Origin of the sequence: Rhizobium sp. Root708, assembly GCF_001429725.1 — a bacterium.
Classification (GTDB): Bacteria; Pseudomonadota; Alphaproteobacteria; order Rhizobiales; family Rhizobiaceae; genus Rhizobium.
Genome location: NZ_LMHV01000043.1, coordinates 741,781 through 762,681, shown reverse-complemented (window position 1 = coordinate 762,681; position 20,901 = coordinate 741,781). Strand labels below are relative to the sequence as shown.

Annotated in this window: 17 protein-coding genes; 10 read left to right on the top strand and 7 right to left on the bottom strand. The window is 60.9% G+C overall.

Annotation, left to right across the window (positions count from 1 at the left end; all coding sequences use genetic code 11):
• The first annotated feature begins 94 nt into the window (after window positions 1–94).
• From hemB to ASE04_RS28020, 4 genes are all read left to right on the top strand, one after another.
• Window positions 95–1,105, top strand: coding sequence for a porphobilinogen synthase (gene hemB / locus ASE04_RS28035; RefSeq protein WP_056825626.1), 1,011 nt, complete (start codon window positions 95–97; stop codon window positions 1,103–1,105).
• 75 nt (window positions 1,106–1,180) lie between these two features.
• The gene (locus tag ASE04_RS28030; RefSeq protein WP_056825625.1) at window positions 1,181–1,639 is read left to right on the top strand and encodes an RDD family protein; all 459 of its coding nucleotides are present in this window, start codon (window positions 1,181–1,183) and stop codon (window positions 1,637–1,639) included.
• Between the two features lie 173 nt (window positions 1,640–1,812).
• Entirely contained in the window at window positions 1,813–2,589 is a 777-nt protein-coding gene (locus tag ASE04_RS28025; protein ID WP_056825623.1) for an arginyltransferase, read from the top strand.
• Entirely contained in the window at window positions 2,590–3,471 is an 882-nt protein-coding gene (locus ASE04_RS28020; protein ID WP_056825621.1) for a DMT family transporter, read from the top strand.
• On the opposite strand, the gene ASE04_RS28015 is transcribed toward ASE04_RS28020, so the two are convergent.
• Together ASE04_RS28015 and parC are read right to left on the bottom strand one after the other, a co-directional pair.
• A complete protein-coding gene (locus ASE04_RS28015; protein WP_056825619.1) occupies window positions 3,413–3,919 on the bottom strand; it encodes an SRPBCC family protein in 507 nt (168 codons plus the stop codon). The two genes, ASE04_RS28020 and ASE04_RS28015, sit on opposite strands and share 59 nt — an antisense overlap.
• 155 nt (window positions 3,920–4,074) lie before the next feature.
• The gene (parC, locus tag ASE04_RS28010) at window positions 4,075–6,330 is read right to left on the bottom strand and encodes a DNA topoisomerase IV subunit A (RefSeq protein WP_056825616.1); all 2,256 of its coding nucleotides are present in this window, start codon (window positions 6,328–6,330) and stop codon (window positions 4,075–4,077) included.
• 238 nt (window positions 6,331–6,568) lie between these two features.
• Here parC and ASE04_RS28005 point away from each other — a divergent pair, with 238 nt between their 5' ends.
• Window positions 6,569–7,756 carry a hypothetical protein gene (locus ASE04_RS28005; protein WP_056825615.1) on the top strand — a complete coding sequence of 396 codons (1,188 nt, stop codon included), beginning with the start codon at window positions 6,569–6,571 and terminating at the stop codon, window positions 7,754–7,756.
• A gap of 68 nt (window positions 7,757–7,824) precedes the next feature.
• On the opposite strand, the gene ASE04_RS28000 is transcribed toward ASE04_RS28005, so the two are convergent.
• On the bottom strand, window positions 7,825–8,469 hold the full coding sequence (locus ASE04_RS28000; protein WP_443216930.1) for a TetR/AcrR family transcriptional regulator: 645 nt from the start codon (window positions 8,467–8,469) through the stop codon (window positions 7,825–7,827).
• A gap of 66 nt (window positions 8,470–8,535) precedes the next feature.
• On the opposite strand from ASE04_RS28000, the gene ASE04_RS27995 reads away from it, so the two are divergent.
• The gene (locus ASE04_RS27995; RefSeq protein WP_056825610.1) at window positions 8,536–9,702 is read left to right on the top strand and encodes a serine hydrolase domain-containing protein; all 1,167 of its coding nucleotides are present in this window, start codon (window positions 8,536–8,538) and stop codon (window positions 9,700–9,702) included.
• 64 nt (window positions 9,703–9,766) lie between these two features.
• Here ASE04_RS27995 and aspS read toward each other — a convergent pair whose 3' ends face one another.
• Window positions 9,767–11,557, bottom strand: a complete 1,791-nt coding sequence (gene aspS, locus ASE04_RS27990) for an aspartate--tRNA ligase (RefSeq protein ID WP_056825867.1) — start codon at window positions 11,555–11,557, stop codon at window positions 9,767–9,769.
• A gap of 267 nt (window positions 11,558–11,824) precedes the next feature.
• Between aspS and ASE04_RS27985 the strand changes: the two genes are divergently transcribed.
• The 4 genes from ASE04_RS27985 to ASE04_RS27970 all read left to right on the top strand — a co-directional run bounded on the left by ASE04_RS27985 (window position 11,825) and on the right by ASE04_RS27970 (window position 17,065).
• Entirely contained in the window at window positions 11,825–13,216 is a 1,392-nt protein-coding gene (locus ASE04_RS27985) for a multicopper oxidase family protein (RefSeq protein ID WP_056825608.1), read from the top strand.
• Between the two features lie 83 nt (window positions 13,217–13,299).
• Window positions 13,300–14,445 (top strand): ribonuclease D, encoded by a 1,146-nt coding sequence (rnd, locus tag ASE04_RS27980; RefSeq protein WP_056825606.1) that lies wholly within the window; start codon window positions 13,300–13,302, stop codon window positions 14,443–14,445.
• A 148-nt stretch (window positions 14,446–14,593) separates the two neighbouring features.
• Entirely contained in the window at window positions 14,594–15,661 is a 1,068-nt protein-coding gene (locus ASE04_RS27975; protein ID WP_056825604.1) for an adenylate/guanylate cyclase domain-containing protein, read from the top strand.
• A gap of 45 nt (window positions 15,662–15,706) precedes the next feature.
• On the top strand, window positions 15,707–17,065 hold the full coding sequence (locus ASE04_RS27970; RefSeq protein ID WP_056825601.1) for an esterase-like activity of phytase family protein: 1,359 nt from the start codon (window positions 15,707–15,709) through the stop codon (window positions 17,063–17,065).
• Window positions 17,066–17,147: 82 nt separating this feature from the next.
• Here ASE04_RS27970 and ASE04_RS27965 read toward each other — a convergent pair whose 3' ends face one another.
• From ASE04_RS27965 to ASE04_RS27950, 3 genes are all read right to left on the bottom strand, one after another.
• Window positions 17,148–18,551 carry a DUF1254 domain-containing protein gene (locus ASE04_RS27965; protein ID WP_056825599.1) on the bottom strand — a complete coding sequence of 468 codons (1,404 nt, stop codon included), beginning with the start codon at window positions 18,549–18,551 and terminating at the stop codon, window positions 17,148–17,150.
• A 166-nt stretch (window positions 18,552–18,717) separates the two neighbouring features.
• Window positions 18,718–19,911, bottom strand: coding sequence for a TCR/Tet family MFS transporter (locus ASE04_RS27960; RefSeq protein ID WP_056825598.1), 1,194 nt, complete (start codon window positions 19,909–19,911; stop codon window positions 18,718–18,720).
• A gap of 325 nt (window positions 19,912–20,236) precedes the next feature.
• Window positions 20,237–20,857: a YdeI/OmpD-associated family protein gene (locus tag ASE04_RS27950; protein WP_056825594.1), complete on the bottom strand. Its 621-nt coding sequence runs from the start codon at window positions 20,855–20,857 to the stop codon at window positions 20,237–20,239.
• Window positions 20,858–20,901 lie beyond the last annotated feature (44 nt).

Here is a 20,901-nt window from a genome sequence, read left to right as displayed (position 1 = left end):
ATGCATTCGATTGCGGCCAATCGTCCGGTTTGGATTTGCGCACGTGCATGATAATCAGCGCGACATCAAATGGAACTGCTGAAAGTTGGAAGCCATGGACAGAACCCATCTCGTCGACGAAATCACCGGACACCGGCGTATGCGCCGCAACCGTAAGGCGGACTGGACACGGCGGCTCGTGCAGGAAAACCGCGTGACGGTCGATGACCTGATCTGGCCGGTCTTCGTCGTTCCGGGTTCGGGGATCATCGAACCTATCCCGGCCATGCCCGGCGTCAATCGCATGAGCGTGGACAAGCTTGTCGAGGCGACCAGGGAAGCTGCGGATCTCGGCATCCCGGCGATCGCCACCTTTCCGAACATCGAGATGGAGCTGCGCGACGAGACCGGCTCCAACAGTCTCGAAGCCAACAATCTGATCAATCAGGCGACGATTGCGATCAAGAAGGCGGTGCCGAACATCGGCATCATTACGGATGTCGCGCTTGATCCCTTCACCAGCCATGGACACGACGGGATTTTGAGGAACGGCGAGATCGTCAACGACGAGACCGTCGAGCAAGTCGCCCGCGCCGCCGTCATGCAGGCCGACGCCGGCTCCGACATCATATCCCCCTCGGAAATGATGGATGGGCGGATCGGGGCGATCCGGCGGGCGCTCGATGCCGCGGGACACCAGAATGTCGGCATCATGAGCTACGCGACGAAGTTCGCGTCCGCCTTCTATGGCCCTTACCGCGAAGCAATCTCCACCGGCGGCCTGCTGAAGGGCGACAAGAAGACCTATTATATCGATCCCGCCAACGGCACCGAAGCGATCCGCGATGCCGCACTCGATGTCGAAGAGGGTGCGGACATGCTGATGGTCAAGCCCGGCCTGCCCTATCTCGACATCTGCTGGCGGATGAAGGAGGCTTTCGGCCTGCCGACCTTCGCCTACCAGGTTTCCGGGGAGTACAGCCAGATCAAGGCGGCGGCGATGAACGGCTGGATCGACGGCGAACGCGCCATGCTCGAGACATTGCTTGCGTTCAAGCGCGCAGGCTGCGACGGGATTCTCACCTATTTCGCCGTCGAGGTTGCGAAGATACTGTCGAAGCGCTGAGCGGATGGAAATATTGCATTCGGGGTTGGCGATACCATATCAGCAGGTGACCATTCACCACAGGAGACCAATGCGATGACGCTCAATCCCAACCCGCTCTATGCCGCACCGGACGACTGGCGCGCCTATAGCGGGACACTGAGCCGCCGCGTCTTCGCTTTCATTATCGACTACGTGATCATCCTGCTTTTGTGCATTCCGGCAGCGGTAATCCTGTTCTTCCTGTCGATCGTCACGCTGGGGCTCGGCTTCTTTCTCTACCCGGCCCTATTCGTGATCGTCGCAGGACTGTATTTCGGGTTCACGGTCGGCGGTCCTTCCCAGGCGTCGCTCGGAATGCGGGCGATGGGCGTCGCAATCATGCGCGTCGATGGGCGGCATATGGACTTCCTGACAGCGATCGTTCACCTCGCGCTGTTCTGGATCCTCAACTCCATACTGACGCCGCTGATTCTCCTCGTGGGGCTCTTTACCGAGCGCAGCAGACTGATCCACGACTTCCTGGTCGGTACAGTCACGGTACGCACCGCTTAACGTCCGGAACCGAGAATTAAACCGCGCTTCCGGTCTTTGCCGGGAGTTTTACGGCACCATATCCCAAAGTATGACGTGTAACGGCGGGCCGGGAAATGGCCCCGCTGTTGACGTTTTTCATTCTTAAGTCATGCTGTCATATCAGCATAAACCGAAGGAAATCTCCGCAGCAGATGAATACGCAGACAACGCCATCTCCGCAGTTTTATCTGACGGCTCCGGCTGCCTGCCCCTATCTGGCGCACGAGATGGAACGCAAGGTGTTCACTCATCTCGTCGGGCCTCGTGCGGCTGAGATGAACGACATCCTGACACAGGGCGGCTTCCGCCGATCGCAGAACATCGCCTACCGGCCGGCATGTGAAGCGTGTCGCGCCTGCGTGTCCGTGCGAATCCTGGCGCAGGAATTCGAGCCGACGCGTTCCATGAAGCGCGTCCTTGCGACGAATGCCGACATCATCTCGTCCGAATTCCCGGCACAGCCGTCGAGCGAGCAATATTCGCTGTTTCGCCGCTACCTGGATTTCCGTCACCAGCAGGGCGGCATGTCCGACATGACCGTGCTCGACTATGCGATCATGGTCGAGGACACGCATGTGAACACGAAGATCATCGAATACCGCCTTCGCGAAGAAGGAGCCGGACTGGAAGCACGTCCGACCGGCGAACTGGTCGCTGCAGCCCTCACCGACACGATGAGCGACGGGCTTTCGATGGTCTATTCCTACTTCAATCCCGATCTCGATCAGCGTTCCCTCGGTACCTTCATGATCCTGGATCATGTCAGACGCGCGAAGGCGCTTGGCCTGCCGCATGTCTATCTGGGTTACTGGGTTCAAGGCTCCCGGAAAATGGATTACAAGACACGCTTCCAGCCGCAGGAACATCTGACACCGCGCGGTTGGGAGCGTTTCGATCCATCCGCAGTTCCTGAAAGTTCACACCCCTAAATGCATTCCGGCATTTCCGCTCATCGCAAGGGCCTTCTGCTGACGGCGATCGGCGGCTTGGCACTCTCCATGGACATTCCGCTGGTCCGGCTCGCGCATGGAGACATGTGGTCGATCCTCGGAATCCGCAACATCACCACAGTCGCCGTGACGCTGCTTGTCGTCTTGGCGATTCGGTGCATCAAAGGCGGCTGGCCTGTGCTGGTACCCGGTCGTCACGGGATTGCCTGCGGCATTCTCTACGGCTGCTCGACCCTGACATTCCTGCTGGCGGTATTCCATACGGCAACGGCGAACGTGGTTTTCATCGTCGCTTTCAACCCGATGTTCGGCGCCCTGCTGTCATGGGTGTTCCTGAAGGAGCGCCCTACCCGCTCGACGCTTTTGACCATGGTTGTCATGCTGTTCGGCGTATCCCTGATCGTCTATCAGGGAATGTCCGGAGGTCATTTCTTCGGCGATGCGATGGCATTGCTGTCGGCCTTCATCCTGGCGTCCGCAATCACCGTTGGTCGCGCCTCAGGCCGGGATATGGGGTTCGTGCCTCTGCTGGCGGCCGCGTTTCCGGCCGCGCTCGGGCTCGCCAACGCGCTACCTGCGGGACTCGGCATCGAACATCCCGCATGGATCGTCTTCAACGGCGCTGTGCTGATGCCGATTGCCTTCTGGTGTCTCGCGACCGGGCCGAAATATCTTTCTGCACCCGAGGTCGGCATGTTCTATCTGCTGGAGACAATCCTCGCGCCGATCTGGATCTGGCTGATCTTTTCGGAAACCCCGCCGACCATGACATTGGTCGGCGGTGCCATCCTCGTTTGCGCCATTATGGGGCACTCGCTTTGGATGGCTCGGAGGCAGCCTGTGCAGCAAGCGCTGGCATAACTGCGATCATGCCGTCGAGCTCGCGCTCAAGCCCCTCGAGGACATGAGCCCACCCCTGGCGGGTCTCTTCCTCGAAATTCCCCCATTCAGCGCACATTTCATGCGATAGGGTGAGCCTCGTGCCCTCGCCCAACGGCTCGATGTCGATCTGGATACGATCGGCATTGTGGTCATGCTCGGCGACCGAGAAGCAGAACGTCATCCGCCGCGGCCGACGCAATTCAAGAAATACGCCGTAATGCACCGCATCTCCCGTCGGACGCCTGTCGATGACAAGAAAATGCCCGCCGACGCGCGCATCGATGTCGGCGCGGATCACCCGACCGCTATCAGTCGCGAACAGGAAGCGCTTGGCCCGTTCCGGGTTGAGCCAGGCATCATAGACGGCGCAGGGCGACGCGGCATAGGTATGCGCGACGTTCAACGTGATGGTATTGCAAGCACTCATCAACATTCCTCCGTGATCGGACACGGCGCCACCTTGGCGCCATACGCGATCATTCCGTCCGCCATCGGAATGATGTCTGTCCATGTTGTGATTACAGGACAAAGCTAGAGGAGTTGCCTCGCTCGCCAAGAGCGAGGCGCGGATTTATTTTCCCGTCAGCCGGCAAACTTGCCGCTGCGCGGGAAGCCCTTCGGAACGGTTCGGCCGGCCGTCGCACGGTCGGCAAGCCATTCGGCGAGTTCGTCCTTGTTCTTGGTGAAGGTACGACCGGCGCTGTCTTCCCAGACGAGCCCGTCAGATATCGCAAAGCAGCGAACGTCGGAAATGCCGCCGTCCTTGTAGCGCTGCAGACGGACACCCTTGCCGCGGCCCATTTCAGGCACCTGCGCCAGCGGGAAGACGACCAACTTGCGATTCTCGCCGACAACCGCGACGTGGTCGCCGCTGACGGGAACGATCAGCTTCGTCTCGTCGGGCATGGAGACGTTCATGATCTGCTTGCCCTTGCGGGTATTGGCGACCATGTCGGTCTCGGCGACGACGAAGCCGTTGCCCGCAGTCGAGATAATCATCTGCTTGCGAGCAGGATCGTGCACGAACGCGGTCAGGACGTCCTGGTCGTTGTCCATATCGATCATGATGCGCAGCGGTTCGCCATGGCCTCGACCGCCGGGCAGCTTGTCGCCGCCAAGCGTGTAGGCCTTGCCGCCCGTGGTGATGATCAGGATTTTGTCGGTCGTCTGCGCCGGGAAGGCAACCTTCAACGCGTCGCCTTCCTTGAAGGTCAGGGTCGCGGTGTCGGAGATATGCCCCTTCAGCGCGCGGATCCAGCCCTTTTCGGAGACGACGACTGTGATCGGTTCCTTCTCGATCATCGCCTGCTGGATTGCCTGCTCGTCGGCTTCGGGAGCATCGGCAAACTGTGTGCGGCGGCGTCCAAGCTCGGTCGCCTTCGCGAACTTCTTCTTCACCTCGCCGATTTCCCAGGCGACGGTCTGCCATTGCTTGTCTTCGGATGCCAGCAGGGCCTCGATCTCGCCCTTTTCCTTGGTGAGCGCGTCGAACTCGGTGCGGATCTCGAATTCCTCGAGCTTGCGCAACGACCGCAGGCGCATGTTGAGGATCGCCTCGACCTGATTGTCGGTGAGCGACCAGCGCGCGATCATGGCCGCCTTCGGATCGTCCTCTTCACGGATGATGCGAATGACCTCATCGATGTTGAGGTAGGCGATCAGCAAGCCGCCGAGGATTTCCAGGCGGCGATCGATAGCGGCGAGACGGAAGCGCGAGCGACGCTGCAGCACGTCCCGACGGTGGTCGAGCCACTCCTTCAGCACCTCGTTCAACGCCATGACGCGCGGAATGCGGCCCATGGAGAGAACGTTCATGTTCAGAGGGAAGCGGCTTTCAAGCTCGGTCAGCTTGAACATCGATTCCATCAGGATGGTCGGATCGACGGTGCGGTTCTTCGGCACCAGGACGACGCGGACGTCCTCGGCAGACTCGTCGCGAATATCCTCCAGCAGCGGCAGCTTGCGCGCCAGCAGGAGCTCGGCGATCTTTTCGATCAGGCGCGACTTCTGCACCTGGAACGGGATCTCGGTAACGATGATCTGATAGCCGCCGCGGCCGAGATCCTCCGTCTCCCACTTGGCGCGTGTGCGGAAGCCGCCACGACCGGTCTTGTAGGCCTCAATGATGCTTTCGCGACCATCGATGATGATGCCGCCGGTGGGGAAGTCCGGGCCGGGAATGAACTCTACCAGCTTCTCGACTGATGCATCCGGGTGCTTGATGAGATGGAGCGCTGCATCGCAGAGTTCGTGGACGTTGTGCGACGGGATGGATGTTGCCATGCCGACGGCGATACCGGAAGAACCGTTCGCGAGCAGGTTCGGGAAGGCGCCCGGCAGCACGACCGGCTCTTCGTCTTCCTCGTTGTAGGTCGGACGGAAATCCACCGCGTCCTGCTCGATGCCATCGAGCAGGAGACCCGCGACCTCGGTCATGCGGGCTTCGGTGTATCGGTAGGCGGCGGCGCTGTCGCCGTCGATATTGCCGAAGTTGCCCTGCCCGTCGACGACGGGATAACGCTGCGAGAAATCCTGCGCCAGGCGTACCAGCGCGTCGTAGACCGACTGGTCGCCATGCGGATGGAATTTACCGATGACGTCGCCGACGATACGGGCGCATTTCTTGAAGGCCGAATTCGGCCGGATGCCCATCTCGCTCATGGCGTGAATGATACGGCGATGCACCGGCTTCAGGCCGTCGCGCACATCGGGGAGCGCGCGGTGCATGATCGTCGACAACGCATAGGCAAGGTAGCGCTCTTCGAGCGCCGCCTTCAGATCGACCGGAAGGATACTATCGTCGTCTCCGCCAGAGGGCGGCAAAATCTCTTGTCCCATATGCCTTGACTAGCCGAGATAGCCCTTGCGGGCAAGGAATCCGGGCATTCCGGCTGTGGATGAAGTCTTGGAACGGCGTGAAAAGAATGAGTGTGGGCGCTTTGCCTGAATTTGGTCGTTCTTTCGTTTTCCTTTCAACACAAATTTAGAAATCCGCAAATATAAACCGCGATCGAACCACAGTAGACCGGCGACGAATTCTCGCTCGCCGCTCAGGCTGCCACCAAGGGGACACCAGATGACGTTTTACCGGACGACACGGCTGATGCTTTCGGGCGCTGCTTTTCTTTCTCTCGCCGGCTCGGCGTTCGCGCTCGACGGCCAGGACCTGCTGACCAAGATCAACGCAGCCTACAGCCTCCAGGGCGGCACGCTGGTCTCCGACGGCGTCGATGTCGACGGAACGACTGTCACGTTGAAGAAGGCAAGCTTCAAGCCGAACAGCGGCCAGCCGGTCTCGATCGGCGACATCACGATGACCGGCGTCGAGGAAGACGAAGACGGCGGCTACTATGTCGAGGAAGCGTCCTTTCCGAACGTCAGCGCCACCAACGACGGCGCCACCTTCACGGCATCCGACCTGAAGCTCGGCGGCATTTCGATCCCCGCCAACCCGAAGGGTGACGGTCTCGACTCCATGCTGCTTTACGAAACCGCCCATAGCGGTCCGGTCAAGGTCGTCCAGGACGGCGCCGAACTGTTCTCGATCGCGGAGAGCGACGTCAACCTGACGCTGCGCGAAGACGAGTCCGGCTTCGATTTCGACGGCGCGTTCAAGAGCCTCAAGGCCGACCTCACCAAGGCAAGCGACCCGCAGAGCAAGGAAGCGATCGACAAGCTCGCCCTGCAGCATGTCAGCGGCGACATCACCATGAAGGGCGCCTGGGAGCTGACGCCCGGCACGATCGACGTTTCGGAGTTCGCGTTCGACTTCAACAACATCGGCAAGCTCAACCTCGCCTTCAAGATCTCCGGCTACACCATGCCGTTCGTGAAGTCGCTGCAGGAAGCCGCCAAGCAGGCTGAAGCCAATGCGAACAAGGAAGAGGCGCAGCAGGCGCTCGGCCTTTCGATGCTCGGACTGCTGCAGCAGCTGTCGTTCGAGAGCGCCCAGATCCGCTTCGACGACGCCTCGATCACCAAGCGCGCGCTCGACTACGCCGGCAGCCAGCAGAACATGTCCGGCCAGCAGATGGCAGACTCGCTGAAGGCGATGACCCCGATCATGCTCGCTCAGCTCAACATTCCCGAGCTGCAGAACGCTGTATCGGCCGCTGTCAACACCTTCCTCGACAATCCGAAGAGCCTGACGCTCGCCGCCGCTCCGGCAAAGCCGGTTCCGTTCCCGATGATCATGGGCGCGGCCATGGGTGCGCCAAACACCCTGCCGCAGGTTCTCGGCGTGAAGGTTTCGGCCAACGATTGATCGTTACGCTTAGCAAGTGCCTGGAACCCGGCGTGCCTTACGGTCCGCCGGGTTTTCTTTTCTTGGGGCTAGACGGTATAGCGGCGCAGCTCGGTCAGGGCGTGGTCGACCACTTCCATGAGCTCTGCCGTGGTGGCACCGTCGCGCGCCTGGACGGACATGCCCTGGACGATGGCGCCGAGAAAACGGGCGAGTGATGCTGCGTTGGTTTCCGCTCTGATGTCCCCTTCCTTCATGCCGCGCTCGATGCGTGACGTGAACAGCCGCAGCGTGTCGAGCCGGAGCGAGGAGACATAGTGGGCGATGTCTTCGTTCTCGGATGCGCAGTTCAGCACCGCTGTCGAGATCATGCAGCCCTTGGGGTGTTCGGGCGCCGTGAAGATGATGGCCGAGTTCTTGAGAAATCGGGCGAACGTGGTGACAGTATCGATCGCCTCGCTGAATGGATTGCCCGGATCGGGCCGGGGCATGCGGCGATACTGGTTCAGGGCTTCGCGGTAAAGCTCGGCCTTGGAGCGGAAGGCGGCATAGAGGCTCTGCGGCGTGATCCCCATCGATGCGGTGAGGTCCGCGATGGACGAGCCATCGTAGCCGTGCTCCCAGAATGTGTCGCGCGCGGCGGCAAGGACCGTCTCGCGGTCGAAGGCGGGTGGCCGCCCTCGCCTGCCTGAGGTCATTTTTTTCGCGCTATCGTCATTTCTCACAATGATCACTCTAGAATTATTTGGCGACCTGAGTTATTCAGGAACGATCATTGTGATTATAGGAGATCTGGTCCGATGAGTCTTCCCCTTGATTTGCAGAGAGCGACCACGCCCCTTTTCCACGCTGACGGGGTGGATGCGGCAATCGACGCTGCATTGAACGACAAGCGGCTGGTCGGCGCCGTTGTCCTGATCGCCGCGAATGGCGAGACCGTTTATCGCCGTGCCGCCGGGCTCGCCGACAGGGAGAACGGTATCGGCATGCGGGAAGACACCATCTTCCGGCTGGCCTCTGTCACCAAGCCGATCGTCACGATCGCCGCGATGCGGCTAATCGAACAGGGGCGCTTGGGACTGGACGATCCGATCACCAAATGGCTTCCCGATTTCCGCCCGACGCTTCCCGATGGCGGTGAGGCAACCATCCGGATTCGGCATCTGCTGAACCACACGTCAGGCCTCAGCTATTGCTTTGCCGAGGAGGATGGCTCCTATGAACGCGCCGGTGTCTCTGACGGCATCGGCGAGCCCGGCATGTCGCTGGCGGAAAACCTCCGCCGGATCGCGAGCGTGCCGTTGTTGTTTGCGCCGGGCGAAGGCTGGCGCTACTCGCTTGCGATCGATGTGCTCGGCGGCATCATCGAGGCGGAGATGGGTGTTTCGCTTGACGAGGCCGTGGCAGAGCTCGTCACCGGTCCCCTCGGCCTTCGGGACACCGCGTTTTCCGTTCGCGATCGCCAGCGGCTTGCCGCAGCCTACACGGACGCCTCACCCGAGCCGAAGCTGATGGGCAAGGAAGCGTTGGTGCCAGCCTTGACCGGTTCCGTCCGCTTCGCGCCGGATCGCATCTTCGACCCAACCTCCTATCACTCCGGCGGCGCGGGGATGGCGGGTACGGCAGACGATATCCTGACGATCCTCGAGACGATCCGACGGGGCGGCGCTCCCCTGCTCTCAAGCGAAACGGTTGCGACGATGATGGTCGACCAGACCGGCGGGCGCCGGCAAGCCGTGGAGCCCGGCTCAGGATTCGGGTTCGGCTGGGCCGTCGTCACCGACCCGGAGGCTGCGCAGGTGCCGCTTACGAAGGGATCGCTGCAGTGGGGCGGCGTCTATGGCCACAGCTGGTTCGTCGACCCATCCAAGGGGCTGACGGTCGTCGCCCTTACGAACACGACGCTGGAGGGCATGTGGGGCCGGTTCACCGTGGATCTGCGCAAGGCGGTCTACGCCGCAATCTGACGCACTTCCAAAATGCGAAAAGCCGGCGAACAGGTCGCCGGCTTTTTTTGTTCAGTCAGTTTGCTCAGTCTTTCTTGACCGGCGGGATGACGCGTAGCGACAGTTCCATCAGTTGCTTCGGCATTGCCGGCGACGGGGCGTTCATCAGGAGGTCCTGCGCCTGCTGGTTCATCGGGAACAGCGTGATTTCGCGCAGGTTCTTGGCGCCGAGCAGGAGCATCACGACACGGTCGATACCGAAGGCGCAGCCGCCATGCGGAGGCGCGCCATATTGGAAGGCGCGGTACATGCCGCCGAAGCGTTCTTCGACATCAGTCTGGCTGAGGCCGACCAGTTCGAAGGCCTTCACCATAGCTTCCGGCGACTGGTTACGGATCGAGCCCGAGGCGATTTCGAAGCCGTTGCAGACGGCGTCGTACTGGTATGCCTTGAGCGACAGCGGATCCTGGGTCTGCAGCGCCTCGAGACCGCCCTGCGGCATCGAGAAGGGGTTATGGGCGAAATCGACCTTCTTGTCTTCCTCGCTCCATTCGTAGAACGGGAAGTCGATGATCCAGCACAGTTCGAAGCGGTCGCGATCGACCAGGTTCAGGTCTTCACCCGCCTTGGTGCGCGCTTCGCCCGCGAACTTGTAGAACTTTGCCGGTTCGCCGGCGACGAAGAAGGCGGCGTCGCCTGCTTCAAGGCCGAGCTGGACGCGGAGCGCTTCGGTGCGCTCTTCGCCGATGTTCTTGGCGAGCGGACCGGAGCCGACGACCTTGCCGTCTTCTTCCTTCCAGAAGATGTAGCCGAGGCCCGGCTGACCCAGCGACTGCGCCCAGGCGTTCATGCGGTCGCAGAATGCGCGCGAACCACCTGTTTTGGCCGGGATCGCCCAGACTTCGACCTTCGGGTTCGAGGCGATCATGCCGGCGAAGACCTTGAAGCCGGAGCCTGCGAAATGCTCGGTGACGGCCTGCATCTCGATCGGGTTACGCAGGTCGGGCTTGTCGGAGCCGTACTTGCGGATCGCGACGTCATAAGGGATGCGCGGCCATTCCTTGGTGACCGGCTTACCTTCGGCGAACTGCTCGAAGACCGAGGTCATGATCGGGGCCATCGTGTCCCAGACGTCTTCCTGGGTGACAAAGCTCATTTCCAGGTCGAGCTGGTAGAATTCGCCCGGCAGGCGGTCGGCGCGGGGGTCTTCATCGCGGAAGCACGGCGCGATCTGGAAATAGCGGTCGAAACCGGCAACCATCAGCAGCTGCTTGTACTGCTGCGGAGCCTGCGGCAGGGCGAAGAACTGGCCGGGGTGGATACGTGACGGCACGAGGAAGTCGCGCGCGCCTTCCGGCGAGGACGCCGTCAGGATCGGGGTCGTGTATTCACCGAAGCCGGCCGAGGTCATGCGGTTGCGGATATCAGAAATGATCTGGCTGCGCTTGACGATGTTCTTGTGCAGCGTCTCGCGGCGCAGGTCGAGGAAGCGGTACTTGAGGCGGATGTCCTCAGGATAATCCGGCTCGCCGAAGACCGGCAGCGGCAGTTCCTTGGCTTCGGAGAGCACTTCGATCTCCTGAGCGTAGAGTTCGATCTCGCCGGTCGCCATGTTCTTGTTGACGGTGTCTTCCGAGCGCGCCTTGACGACGCCGTCGATGCGGATGACCCATTCGCCGCGAACGGTCTCGGCGATCTTGAAGGCCGGGCTGTCCGGGTCGGCGACGACCTGGGTCATGCCGTAATGGTCGCGAAGGTCGATGAAGAGAACGCCGCCATGGTCACGAACGCGGTGGACCCAGCCGGAAATCCGGACATTGGCGCCGACATCCGACTTGCGGAGGGCTGCACATGTATGGCTGCGGTAACGATGCATCATCTCAATTCCCGGTATTTGGCTTGAAGACGGCAGCGGGGGCTCGAATGGCTCTCCCGTTCCGACAAGAAAATCGGGCGGAAAAGCGCATGGACCGCCTGATTTGTCAAGACTTGGCGCATATCGCACGCGCGTTGCGAAGGCATTATGGCACGCTCGCAACCGAGTTGCGACAAACCGTGCGGCAGTTTGGCAGGCTCGCACCATATTGCTGAAGCTCGCGGTCAACTTTAAAGAGGAGCGATATCGTTCCCGCGGAGTCTCGCCATGCCCCTTCTCACCCGCCGCAATCTGTTGAAGGCTTCCGCCGTCGCAGGCGCTTACGGCGTCGGGATCGGCGTCGCCGGCAAGTTCGGACTGGCGGAGGCGGCACCTGAACCACAGGTGCTGAAGGCGATAAGGACGACGGCCAGCATCGCCGATTCAGGCGTGACGAAGGACATCATGACCTGGGGCGACGGCGGCATGCCGCCGGTGCTGAGGATGACCAAGGGCAAGCCCTATGCGGCACGGCTGACGAACACGCTCGACGAGCCGACGACGATTCACTGGCATGGCCTGAGAATCGCCAACAAAATGGACGGCGTGCCGTTCATGACGCAGCCTTACGTCTACACCGGCGACAGCTTCGACTACGCCTTCACGCCACCAGACGCCGGTACCTTCTGGTATCACCCGCATTGCAACACGTTGACCCAGATGGGCCACGGCATGACCGGCGTTCTCGTGGTGGAAGACCCCGCTGATCCGACCTTCGATGCCGAAGTAGTGCTGAACCTGCGCGACTGGCGGCTCGGCAGCGATGGGCAGTTCATTGCGCCGTTTCGGCCGCGCGATGCGGCAAAGACCGGGACCTACGGAACAGTGCGCACCGCCAACTGGCATCCGGAGCCGCAATATGATGCGCCGGCCGGCGGCCTTGTCCGGCTGCGGATTGCGGTGACCGACGTCACCCGTATCTTCTCGCTGAAGATGGAGGGCGCCGAGGCGATGGTCATTGCGATCGACGGCAATCCCGTGCCGAAGCGTTTTCCGCTCGAGCTGCTTCTGATCGGCCCCGGCCAGCGTCTCGATCTCGCCGTGCGTATGCCCGACAGCGAGGGCGCGGTTGCGACGCTCGAAGACATCAGAGGCACCACACCGAAGACGATCGCCAGGATCAGGGCCGTCGGAACATCGCTGAAGCGCAATGTCGGCGATCTTGCAGCGCTCGGCGAAAACCCGGTTGCCAAGGCGGATCTTTCCTCAGCACAGAAAATCCCGCTCATCCTCAGCGCCACGGCGGAAAGCGCGCCTGTCGACAGTATCTGCGGCACGCTCGGTTACAGCTTCTGGGCCATCAACAAGGTGCCGTGGCCGGGCGATACGCCCGACCCGACCGCGCCGCTGGCGGAATTGAAGCTCGGCAAGAGCTATATCCTGCAGCTCGAGAACGTGACGCCGCACACGCATCCGATCCACCTGCACGGCATGAGCTTCACCGTGCTTTCGTCATCGACGCGGGAGGTCATGCCGCTCGTGACCGATACTTATCTGGTGCAGCCCGACGAAAAGGTGCAGCTCGCCTTCGTGGCCGACAATCCCGGCGATTGGTTGCTGCATTGCCACATCATCGAGCATCAAAAGACCGGCATGACCAGTTATGTGAGAGTTGTTTGACAGCTCTTTGCGGGTTCTAGTTGACATATCCGGCCGAAAGGAGAAGGAAGGTTCAACTATGTCTATCCTGCGAATGAATTGAGATGATCGAAACAACCGCCGATTTGGAGGCGGCCTGCAAAGAGCTGGCCAAGTCAGAATTCATTACCATCGACACCGAGTTTCTCCGAGAGACGACGTTCTGGCCGGAACTCTGCTTGATACAGATGGCAAGCCCGACAACGGAAGTGCTGGTTGACCCTCTGGCGAAGGGGCTCGACCTCAAGCCGTTCTTCGAGCTGATGGCGGATACCAGCGTTCTGAAGGTGTTCCATGCCGCGCGGCAGGACATCGAAATCATCTACAACCGGGGCGGCCTCATTCCGCACCCAATCTTCGATACGCAGGTCGCGGCGATGGTTTGCGGCTTCGGCGATTCCGTCTCCTACGACCAGCTCGTCAGCCGCACCAAGGGCGTCCAGATCGACAAGTCCTCGCGCTTCACCGACTGGAGCCGGCGGCCGCTTTCGGAAAAGCAGCTCGACTATGCCCTGGCGGACGTCACCCACCTGCGCGACGTCTATCTTTACCTCAAGGCCGAACTCGAGCGCGAAAGCCGCTCGTCCTGGCTCCGGGAGGAGATGGATATCCTCGAGGCCCGCGAAACCTACGACATGCATCCCGACGATGCGTGGCAGCGGCTGAAGATGCGCCTGCGCAAGCCGCAGGAGCTGGCGGTCCTGAAATTCGTTGCCGCCTGGCGCGAGCGCGAGGCTCGCTCTCGCAACGTGCCGCGCTCGCGCGTCATCAAGGACGACGCGATCTACGAAATCGCGCAGCAGCAGCCGAAGGACAACGAGGCGCTTGGCCGCCTGCGGACCATCCCCAAGGGTTGGGAACGATCGGCAGCCGGTGGCGCGGTCGTCGAGGCCGTCAACGCGGCGCTTGCCTTGCCAAAGGCCGAGATGCCGCACGCACCCCGGCAGACGCAGCCGCCTGAGGGCGCTGCCGCCGCAGCCGAGTTGCTGAAGGTTCTGCTGAAGCTGATCTCCGAAAAGCACGGCGTTGCCCCGAAGGTCATCGCCAATAGCGAGGATCTCGACCGGATCGCGGCGGAAGGCGAGAACGCCGAAGTCGCGGCACTCCACGGCTGGCGCCGGGAGCTTTTCGGCGAACCCGCCCTGCAGCTCATTCAGGGCCAGGTGGCGCTTCGTTTCGTCGGCAAGAAAGTCGAGACAGTCGCGCTGTAACTGCCATCAGGCGGACGTTTTTATGGGTAAAGTGCTTCCGAGATCGGACCAGATCGAGGAAACGGCGCTGGCGCGCCTTTTTGAAGCGCCGGGCCGTTCCTATATGCCTTAAGCATTTCCGGCGACGCTTTACCGCGAAAAGGACTCCATGAGGGAAATATCTCCAGTCCAGAACTGGCTGCTGATCGCGCTTGTCATAGCCGGTAGTGGCGTTCTCTACGATCTCAGGTTTTACGGCGGCCACCCCTTCGTCGGCGCGACATTCGCATTGTTCATCGGCATGCCGATCATCCTGTTCGAGCGCAAGGTGATCCTGCGCGGTCTTTCGCGTCGCATGCAGGCATTGCCAACCGTGACGTACTTCCTCGCGGAAATCTTCGTCTACGAGATCCTGATGAGCATCGGATTTGCGGTTGCGGGCCTTTCGATGTGGTGGCTCGGCGCCTTTCGTCCGGCTTCCTGGGTGGATGCGGTCATCCTGCCATTCGATGCTTTTCTCTATGCGCTCGCGGTGTGTGCGCTGATTATCTTCGTGCTGCGGATTCGCGAGCTTCTGGGTCGCGACATCTTCTCAAGCATGCTTTTCAGCCGCTATCGCAAGCCGATCAGCGAAGAACGCGTCTTTCTGTTCATCGACCTGGTGGATTCGACCGCCTTTGCCGAAAAGCACGGCGACCTCAGGGCCCAGCAGATGCTGAGTTCGCTGTTCGCCGCTTTCGCCGAGCCCGTCCGGAAGTACAAGGGCACGATTGACGATTATGTCGGGGACGCCGCGATCATCAGCTGGCCGCTCGAGCGTGGTGTCAAGTTTGCCCGATGCATCAACTGCATCTTCGACATCATCGGTGAAATAGAGGCGGACGCCGAGAGCTGGCTGCAAACCTACGGCCAGGTCCCTCGTCTGCGCGCTGCCTTGCATGGCGGCACCGTCATCACGGCCGAGATCGGCGTCGATCACCACAAGATCACCTATTTCGGTGATACCGTTAATACGACCTCCAGGCTTGAATCGCTCTGCAAGACGTTGAACCGATCCGTTCTCATCTCGTCCGACCTCGCCCAGAGGATCGACATGCCGGAGATGGTATCGGTGGAGGACCTAGGAACCCACGCCGTCAAGGGACGCGGGCAAAGCCTCGGCGTCATCTCGCTCTTCAAGGCGGACAACCTCAAGGCGTCACCAAAGCTTCATGCAAGCGTCAACGCGCCGACATGAAAGCCTTGCTAATCGAAACCCGCATTCCAATCCTTGGGGGTTTCGATGAAAAATACTCTTCTTGCTTCTGTTTCATTTGTTCTTTTGATCACTGCTTCGGCTTCCGCCGACCAACAGGAATTTCCTGCCAAGCTCGCGGGCCAGGCCATTCTGCCTGCTAACACGCTGGTTGCGGCTCCGGCAGATGCGCCTGAGTTCCTGAAGCACTCCGGCAAGTTCACCACCGCCGATCGCAAGCGCACCGAAGCGCTCGGCACCGTTCCGGGCAAGGACGGCGCACGCATCACCGATCTGAAGCTTCCGTTCGACGGCCAGCCGATCCAGGGCTTCTCCGGCATCAAGACGATGGCTGACGGCAGCTTCTGGACGCTCTCCGACAACGGCTTCGGCTCCAAGGCCAACTCCAGCGACGCGATGCTCTTCCTGCATCAGGTCAAGTTCGACTGGCAGACCGGCAAGGTCGATGTCGTCAAGAACCTGTTCCTGTCCGATCCCGACAAGAAGGCCCCCTTCCCGATCGTTCTCGAAGGCGCGGAGAAGCGCTACCTGACCGGCGCCGACTTCGATATCGAATCAGTACAACCCGTGGCCGACGGCTTCTGGATCGGTGAGGAATTCGGACCCTATCTCCTGAAGTTCGACACCGAAGGCCGCCTGACCGACGTGTTCTCGACCACCGTCAACGGCAAGCCGGTCCTATCGCCCGACAATCCGGTGCTCTCCGTTCCCGCAAACCCGGCCGCCAAGATGCCGGTCTTCAACCTGAAGCGCTCCGGCGGCTTCGAAGGTCTTGCCATGTCGAAGGATGGCAGCAAGCTTTACGGCCTGCTGGAAGGCCCGCTTTATTTGGAAGACGGCAAGATGGAATCGGTTGACGGCCACACCGCCATCCGCGTTATCGAGTTCGACACCGCTTCCAAGAACTGGACCGGCCGTACATGGCTGTATCCGTTCGAGGACAAGGGCGTTTCGATTGGCGACTTCAACATGCTTGACGATGCCACGGCACTCGTCATCGAACGTGACAACGGCGCCGGCTCGAAGGACAAGGCTTGCGCCGATCCCAAGCAGCCGAAGCCGGATTGCTTCGAGGCGCTGGCTGAACTCAAGCGTATCTACAAGATCGAGTTCAACGACGCCAATGTCGGCAAGGCTGTCCGCAAGATCGGCTATATCGACCTTCTGAACATCCAGGACCCCGACGACAAGAAGAAGGCCGGCAGCAAGGATGGCATCTACGACATGCCGTTCGTGACGATCGAGAACGTCGACCGCGTCGACGCCACCCACATCGTCGTCGGCAACGACAACAACCTGCCATTCTCGGCCGGCCGCGCGCTCGACAAGGCAGATAACAACGAGTTCAGCCTGCTCGAAGTCGGTGAGCTTCTGAACGCGAAGTAAGCCAAGACACTCAAAAGGAAGGCCCCGTTCAATCGAGCAGGGCCTTTTTCGTTACGCAAGCCGTTACAGCTATGCGCCGCTCTTACTTCCCCATACGGACGACGTCGGACAGTATCCACTTCTTGTCGAAGAACTCAGGTGTCGGGCCGTAGGCTCTAAACATCAACTCGAAACCGCGCTTCGGATCCGTCGGCACCCAGTTCGCATCCTTGCCCTTGGGCGCCTTCGGGCCGAAATAGAGATCGACGGAACCGTCGTCGTTCTTCACGAGTTCCGGGATCTGCGATGAACGGCTGGCGCGCGGGACATTTTTGATCAGCGCATGCGTCTGCCGGTCATAGGCGGTCACCGACCAGTATTGCTTGACCGGAACGTTCGCCGGCACGTTGAGGCGGTAGGTCTTGCCGCCGTCGAAGGCATGCCCGTCCTTGTCCCGGATCGAGATCGAATAGAACTGGCCGGCTCCGAGACGCTTGATGCCGATATAGGCATAGCTATAGGCGACGCCGCGGTGGTCGACCGGATAGGCATCCGGTTCGTTGAAGTCCGCCTGTGCGGCCTTGATGAGATCGGGATAGGCGGGATAGGTCCAGCGGCTCGTCGCGGTGAAAAATGGCGGCAGACCGGCATCGTATTTTGCTTCAAGCAGCGCCTCGGCTTCCCGGATGCCCTTCGTCAGCAGCGATTGCGTGTGCCGATCGGGTGCAAACGGCTTGCCTTTCTCGATCCCCAGAGATTTGAGCCCGTCGATCAAGACGCGGTCACGGTCGATCCACGGTTCTTCCTGAACGACGCGGTTCAGGTTTTCGAAGAAGCTCGCGTTCCACTTGATCGTGGAGTCGAACATGACGTCCTTCACGTCGGAAAAGACTGTCTCCGGCGGGTTGGCAGCCGCTGACAACGGGTAGACTTTCATCTTCCTGCCGTAGTCGATCGAGGCCTGCACGTCGGCTTCGCCGTGACTCCTGAGGTTCGAACGAAACAGCATGTAGCCGCCGTAGACCTCGGACCGCAGCGGGATGTAGCCATCCGGCAGCTTCTCCTTGTAGCCGGGAGGCAGAACCACGAATTTTCCACCCTTGCCCTTGTCGTATCCGAGCAGGCCCGCGTCCTCCAGCGGCAACTGCCAGGCCGTGACGATGTTGCCGTTGAACGATGCCTTGTCCTCCGCAGGCGGCAGATCGAGAACGACGGGGCCATCCTTGGTGGTGAAGAAGACCATGAAGTAAAGGGCATCCGGATTGGGTGTCAGGGTCTGGTTTCTCCCATCCAGAGGGCGCCCCCAGTAGATCACCTGGCCGACTTTTCCCGGTGTCTTGGTGAGCATCTCCTGCCGCATCAGGTCGTAATTGACCACCGGCATGCCCCACACCACGGCCTGAGCCGCGTTACGTTCAATCTCCTTGTCAAAGGCGCGCTGAGCCTTATCCGCGGCCATCGCTGAGGGAGCAAACAGCAGCAGACATAAGATCGCGAGGATTCTCATCAACTTTTTCTCCAACCGGGACCAATCCTGAGCGGATGGAGCGCCTAAAGGCGGCCGAAAGGAAGTACGTTACAGTAAATCTACGCCTGGCCGGGGCCCATTCGCCCAAGAGCGAAGCCACCGGCCTATCCGTTGCGACACGAAGCAGAACCGATGGCGTCTGCGATCAGCAGGCAAACTCGGGCTTTGGTGCCTTCAGTCGTAGCCCCAGCACCACGGGTAGCGCGGCAACATAGACGACAACCACCGAGAGCCAGATCGCGCCCGGCCACTGCGCTCTCACAAGAAGATACAGGCTCGAAAATCCGAGCGGTCCGACGATCGTGGCAAGGCTTACCGCCGACGCGAGCACGCCCTGGAACTGGCCCTGCTGGTGCTCTTCCACTTGGCGGGTCGCCAGCGACTGCAAGGCCGGCGTACCGATGCCGCCGAGTGCGAAAATCGGCATGATCGCGAAGATCATCCAGCCCTGGCCGGCGAAGGCCATGACGGTCAGTGCGAGGCATGCGCCCGCAATGCCGGTGACGATGGCTCCACGTTCGCCCAGCAGCTTGACGGCCGGCCCCGGAAGAAACGCCTGAGCAAGGGTCTGGCAGATGCCAAAGGTGCCGAGCGACAGGCCGATCCAGAGGCCGTTCCACTGGAAGGCGTCATTTCCCCAAAGCGCCCAGCAGGTGCCGTAGGCTTCTCCGGTGGAGCTCAGGATGAAGAACATGAGCGTCACGGGCAGCAAGCGCTTCTCCGACAATACCCACCGTAACGGACGAAGCGGATTGAGCGCCGCCAGGTCGACTTTCTTCGTGCCGGGCGCACGCGATTCCGGCAGGACGAAGAACGCCAGCAGCAGATTGCAGCCGTTCAACAGCGCAGCGGCGATGAACGGCAGGCGTAGCCAATAGTCACCGAGGACGCCGCCGAGCACAGGTCCGACGATGAAGCCCAGGCCAAACATCGCGTTGAACAGGCCGAAGCGGCGGGCTCGCTGATCCTCCGGAGAGATATCGGTGATGTAGGCTGTCGCGACTGACATGTTCGCGCTGGTGAGGCCGGCGATCGCGCGTCCGAGCAGAAGCATCCATAGATTGGACGCGAAGGCGAGCATCAGATAGTTTACCGCCGCACCGGCCAGCGAAACGAGCAGCACGGGCCGACGGCCGATACGATCGCTGAGCGCACCCAGCACCGGCGAGAAGATAAATTGCATGACCGCATAGAGCGCGGTCATCACGCCGATGTAGGCCGCGACGTTCCCGCCGTGGGTAACGTTGCTCAGGAGTGACGGCAGGATGGGAAAGATAAGCCCGATGCCGACGGCATCGAGGACAATGGCAGTGAAAATAACGACAAGTGGTTTATTCATGACGCGTTCCGATCACCGCAAGCGTCCGGTGCCCTCAGGCATCCGTTCTTGCGGTTGGGCCTGCGAACGCAGGCATCTGGTTTCTTTGGAAACGCTGGCCGATCCCTGCTTGATGTGCAGCGGATGGCTTGTACTCGACTGCCTCGGACATCGTCCGTTTCATCCGACCGTTGGTCGGATCGACAGAGGCGGTCGCTTTTCGCGATGGGCAACGTTTACGCCAGTCGCTGGCATCTGGCAACTGGCATCGTAGGAATGATCGCTGTCGCCGCTGATTGGGAAGCAGAATGCGATGGAAGAGGCCCGAACTGGTTACTGTTCGCAGCTATCGTTCCGTTGCGCCCTTGCCCGCAAGAATGTGATCCCGGAACTTGGCAATCCGCGCCATTCGCGTTTCCGGCTTCTTCGTTCCGTTGAGATTGATCACGTAGCTCTTCTGCCGGCCGGGTGTCAGGTCGTGAAAGGCTTCGGCGAGTTCCGGATCGGAGTCCAAAGCCTCAACCAACTCGTCCGGTAGTTCGATTTGGCTTTGCAGCTTGGGCGGCTTGATACCCGCCTCCGCATAGCCCATGGCTTCCTTCAGATAGGACCGGATGACCGGCTCCATCTTCGCGACCTGTTCGTTGTTCCGGAAACAGAGCATATCGGGATGTTGGGTATTCGGGCCCTGTCTCTCGAGCACGCCTTCGGGGTCTTTCAGCAGCGCGGCGTTGAAGAACGTCGAGCGAAAATTGTCACGGAACGCCCCGAGTATCACGATGTTGCGGCCTTCGTGCATGTAGCACGGATGCGCCCACTTCACCGTCTCGACGAGCCCCGCCTCGCGACAGATGCGGCGAAGTTCGTTGAGGCCGTCGATCCACTGCCGCGTCGAACAGTCCGGCGTCGCAAAGCGCTCGCAGCGACCGCATCCTTTGGTGAAAAAGTCCTCGATATCGGTGATCATTTCTCTCGCTCGGATTTCGCTCATGATGTCGGCTGGGCATTTCA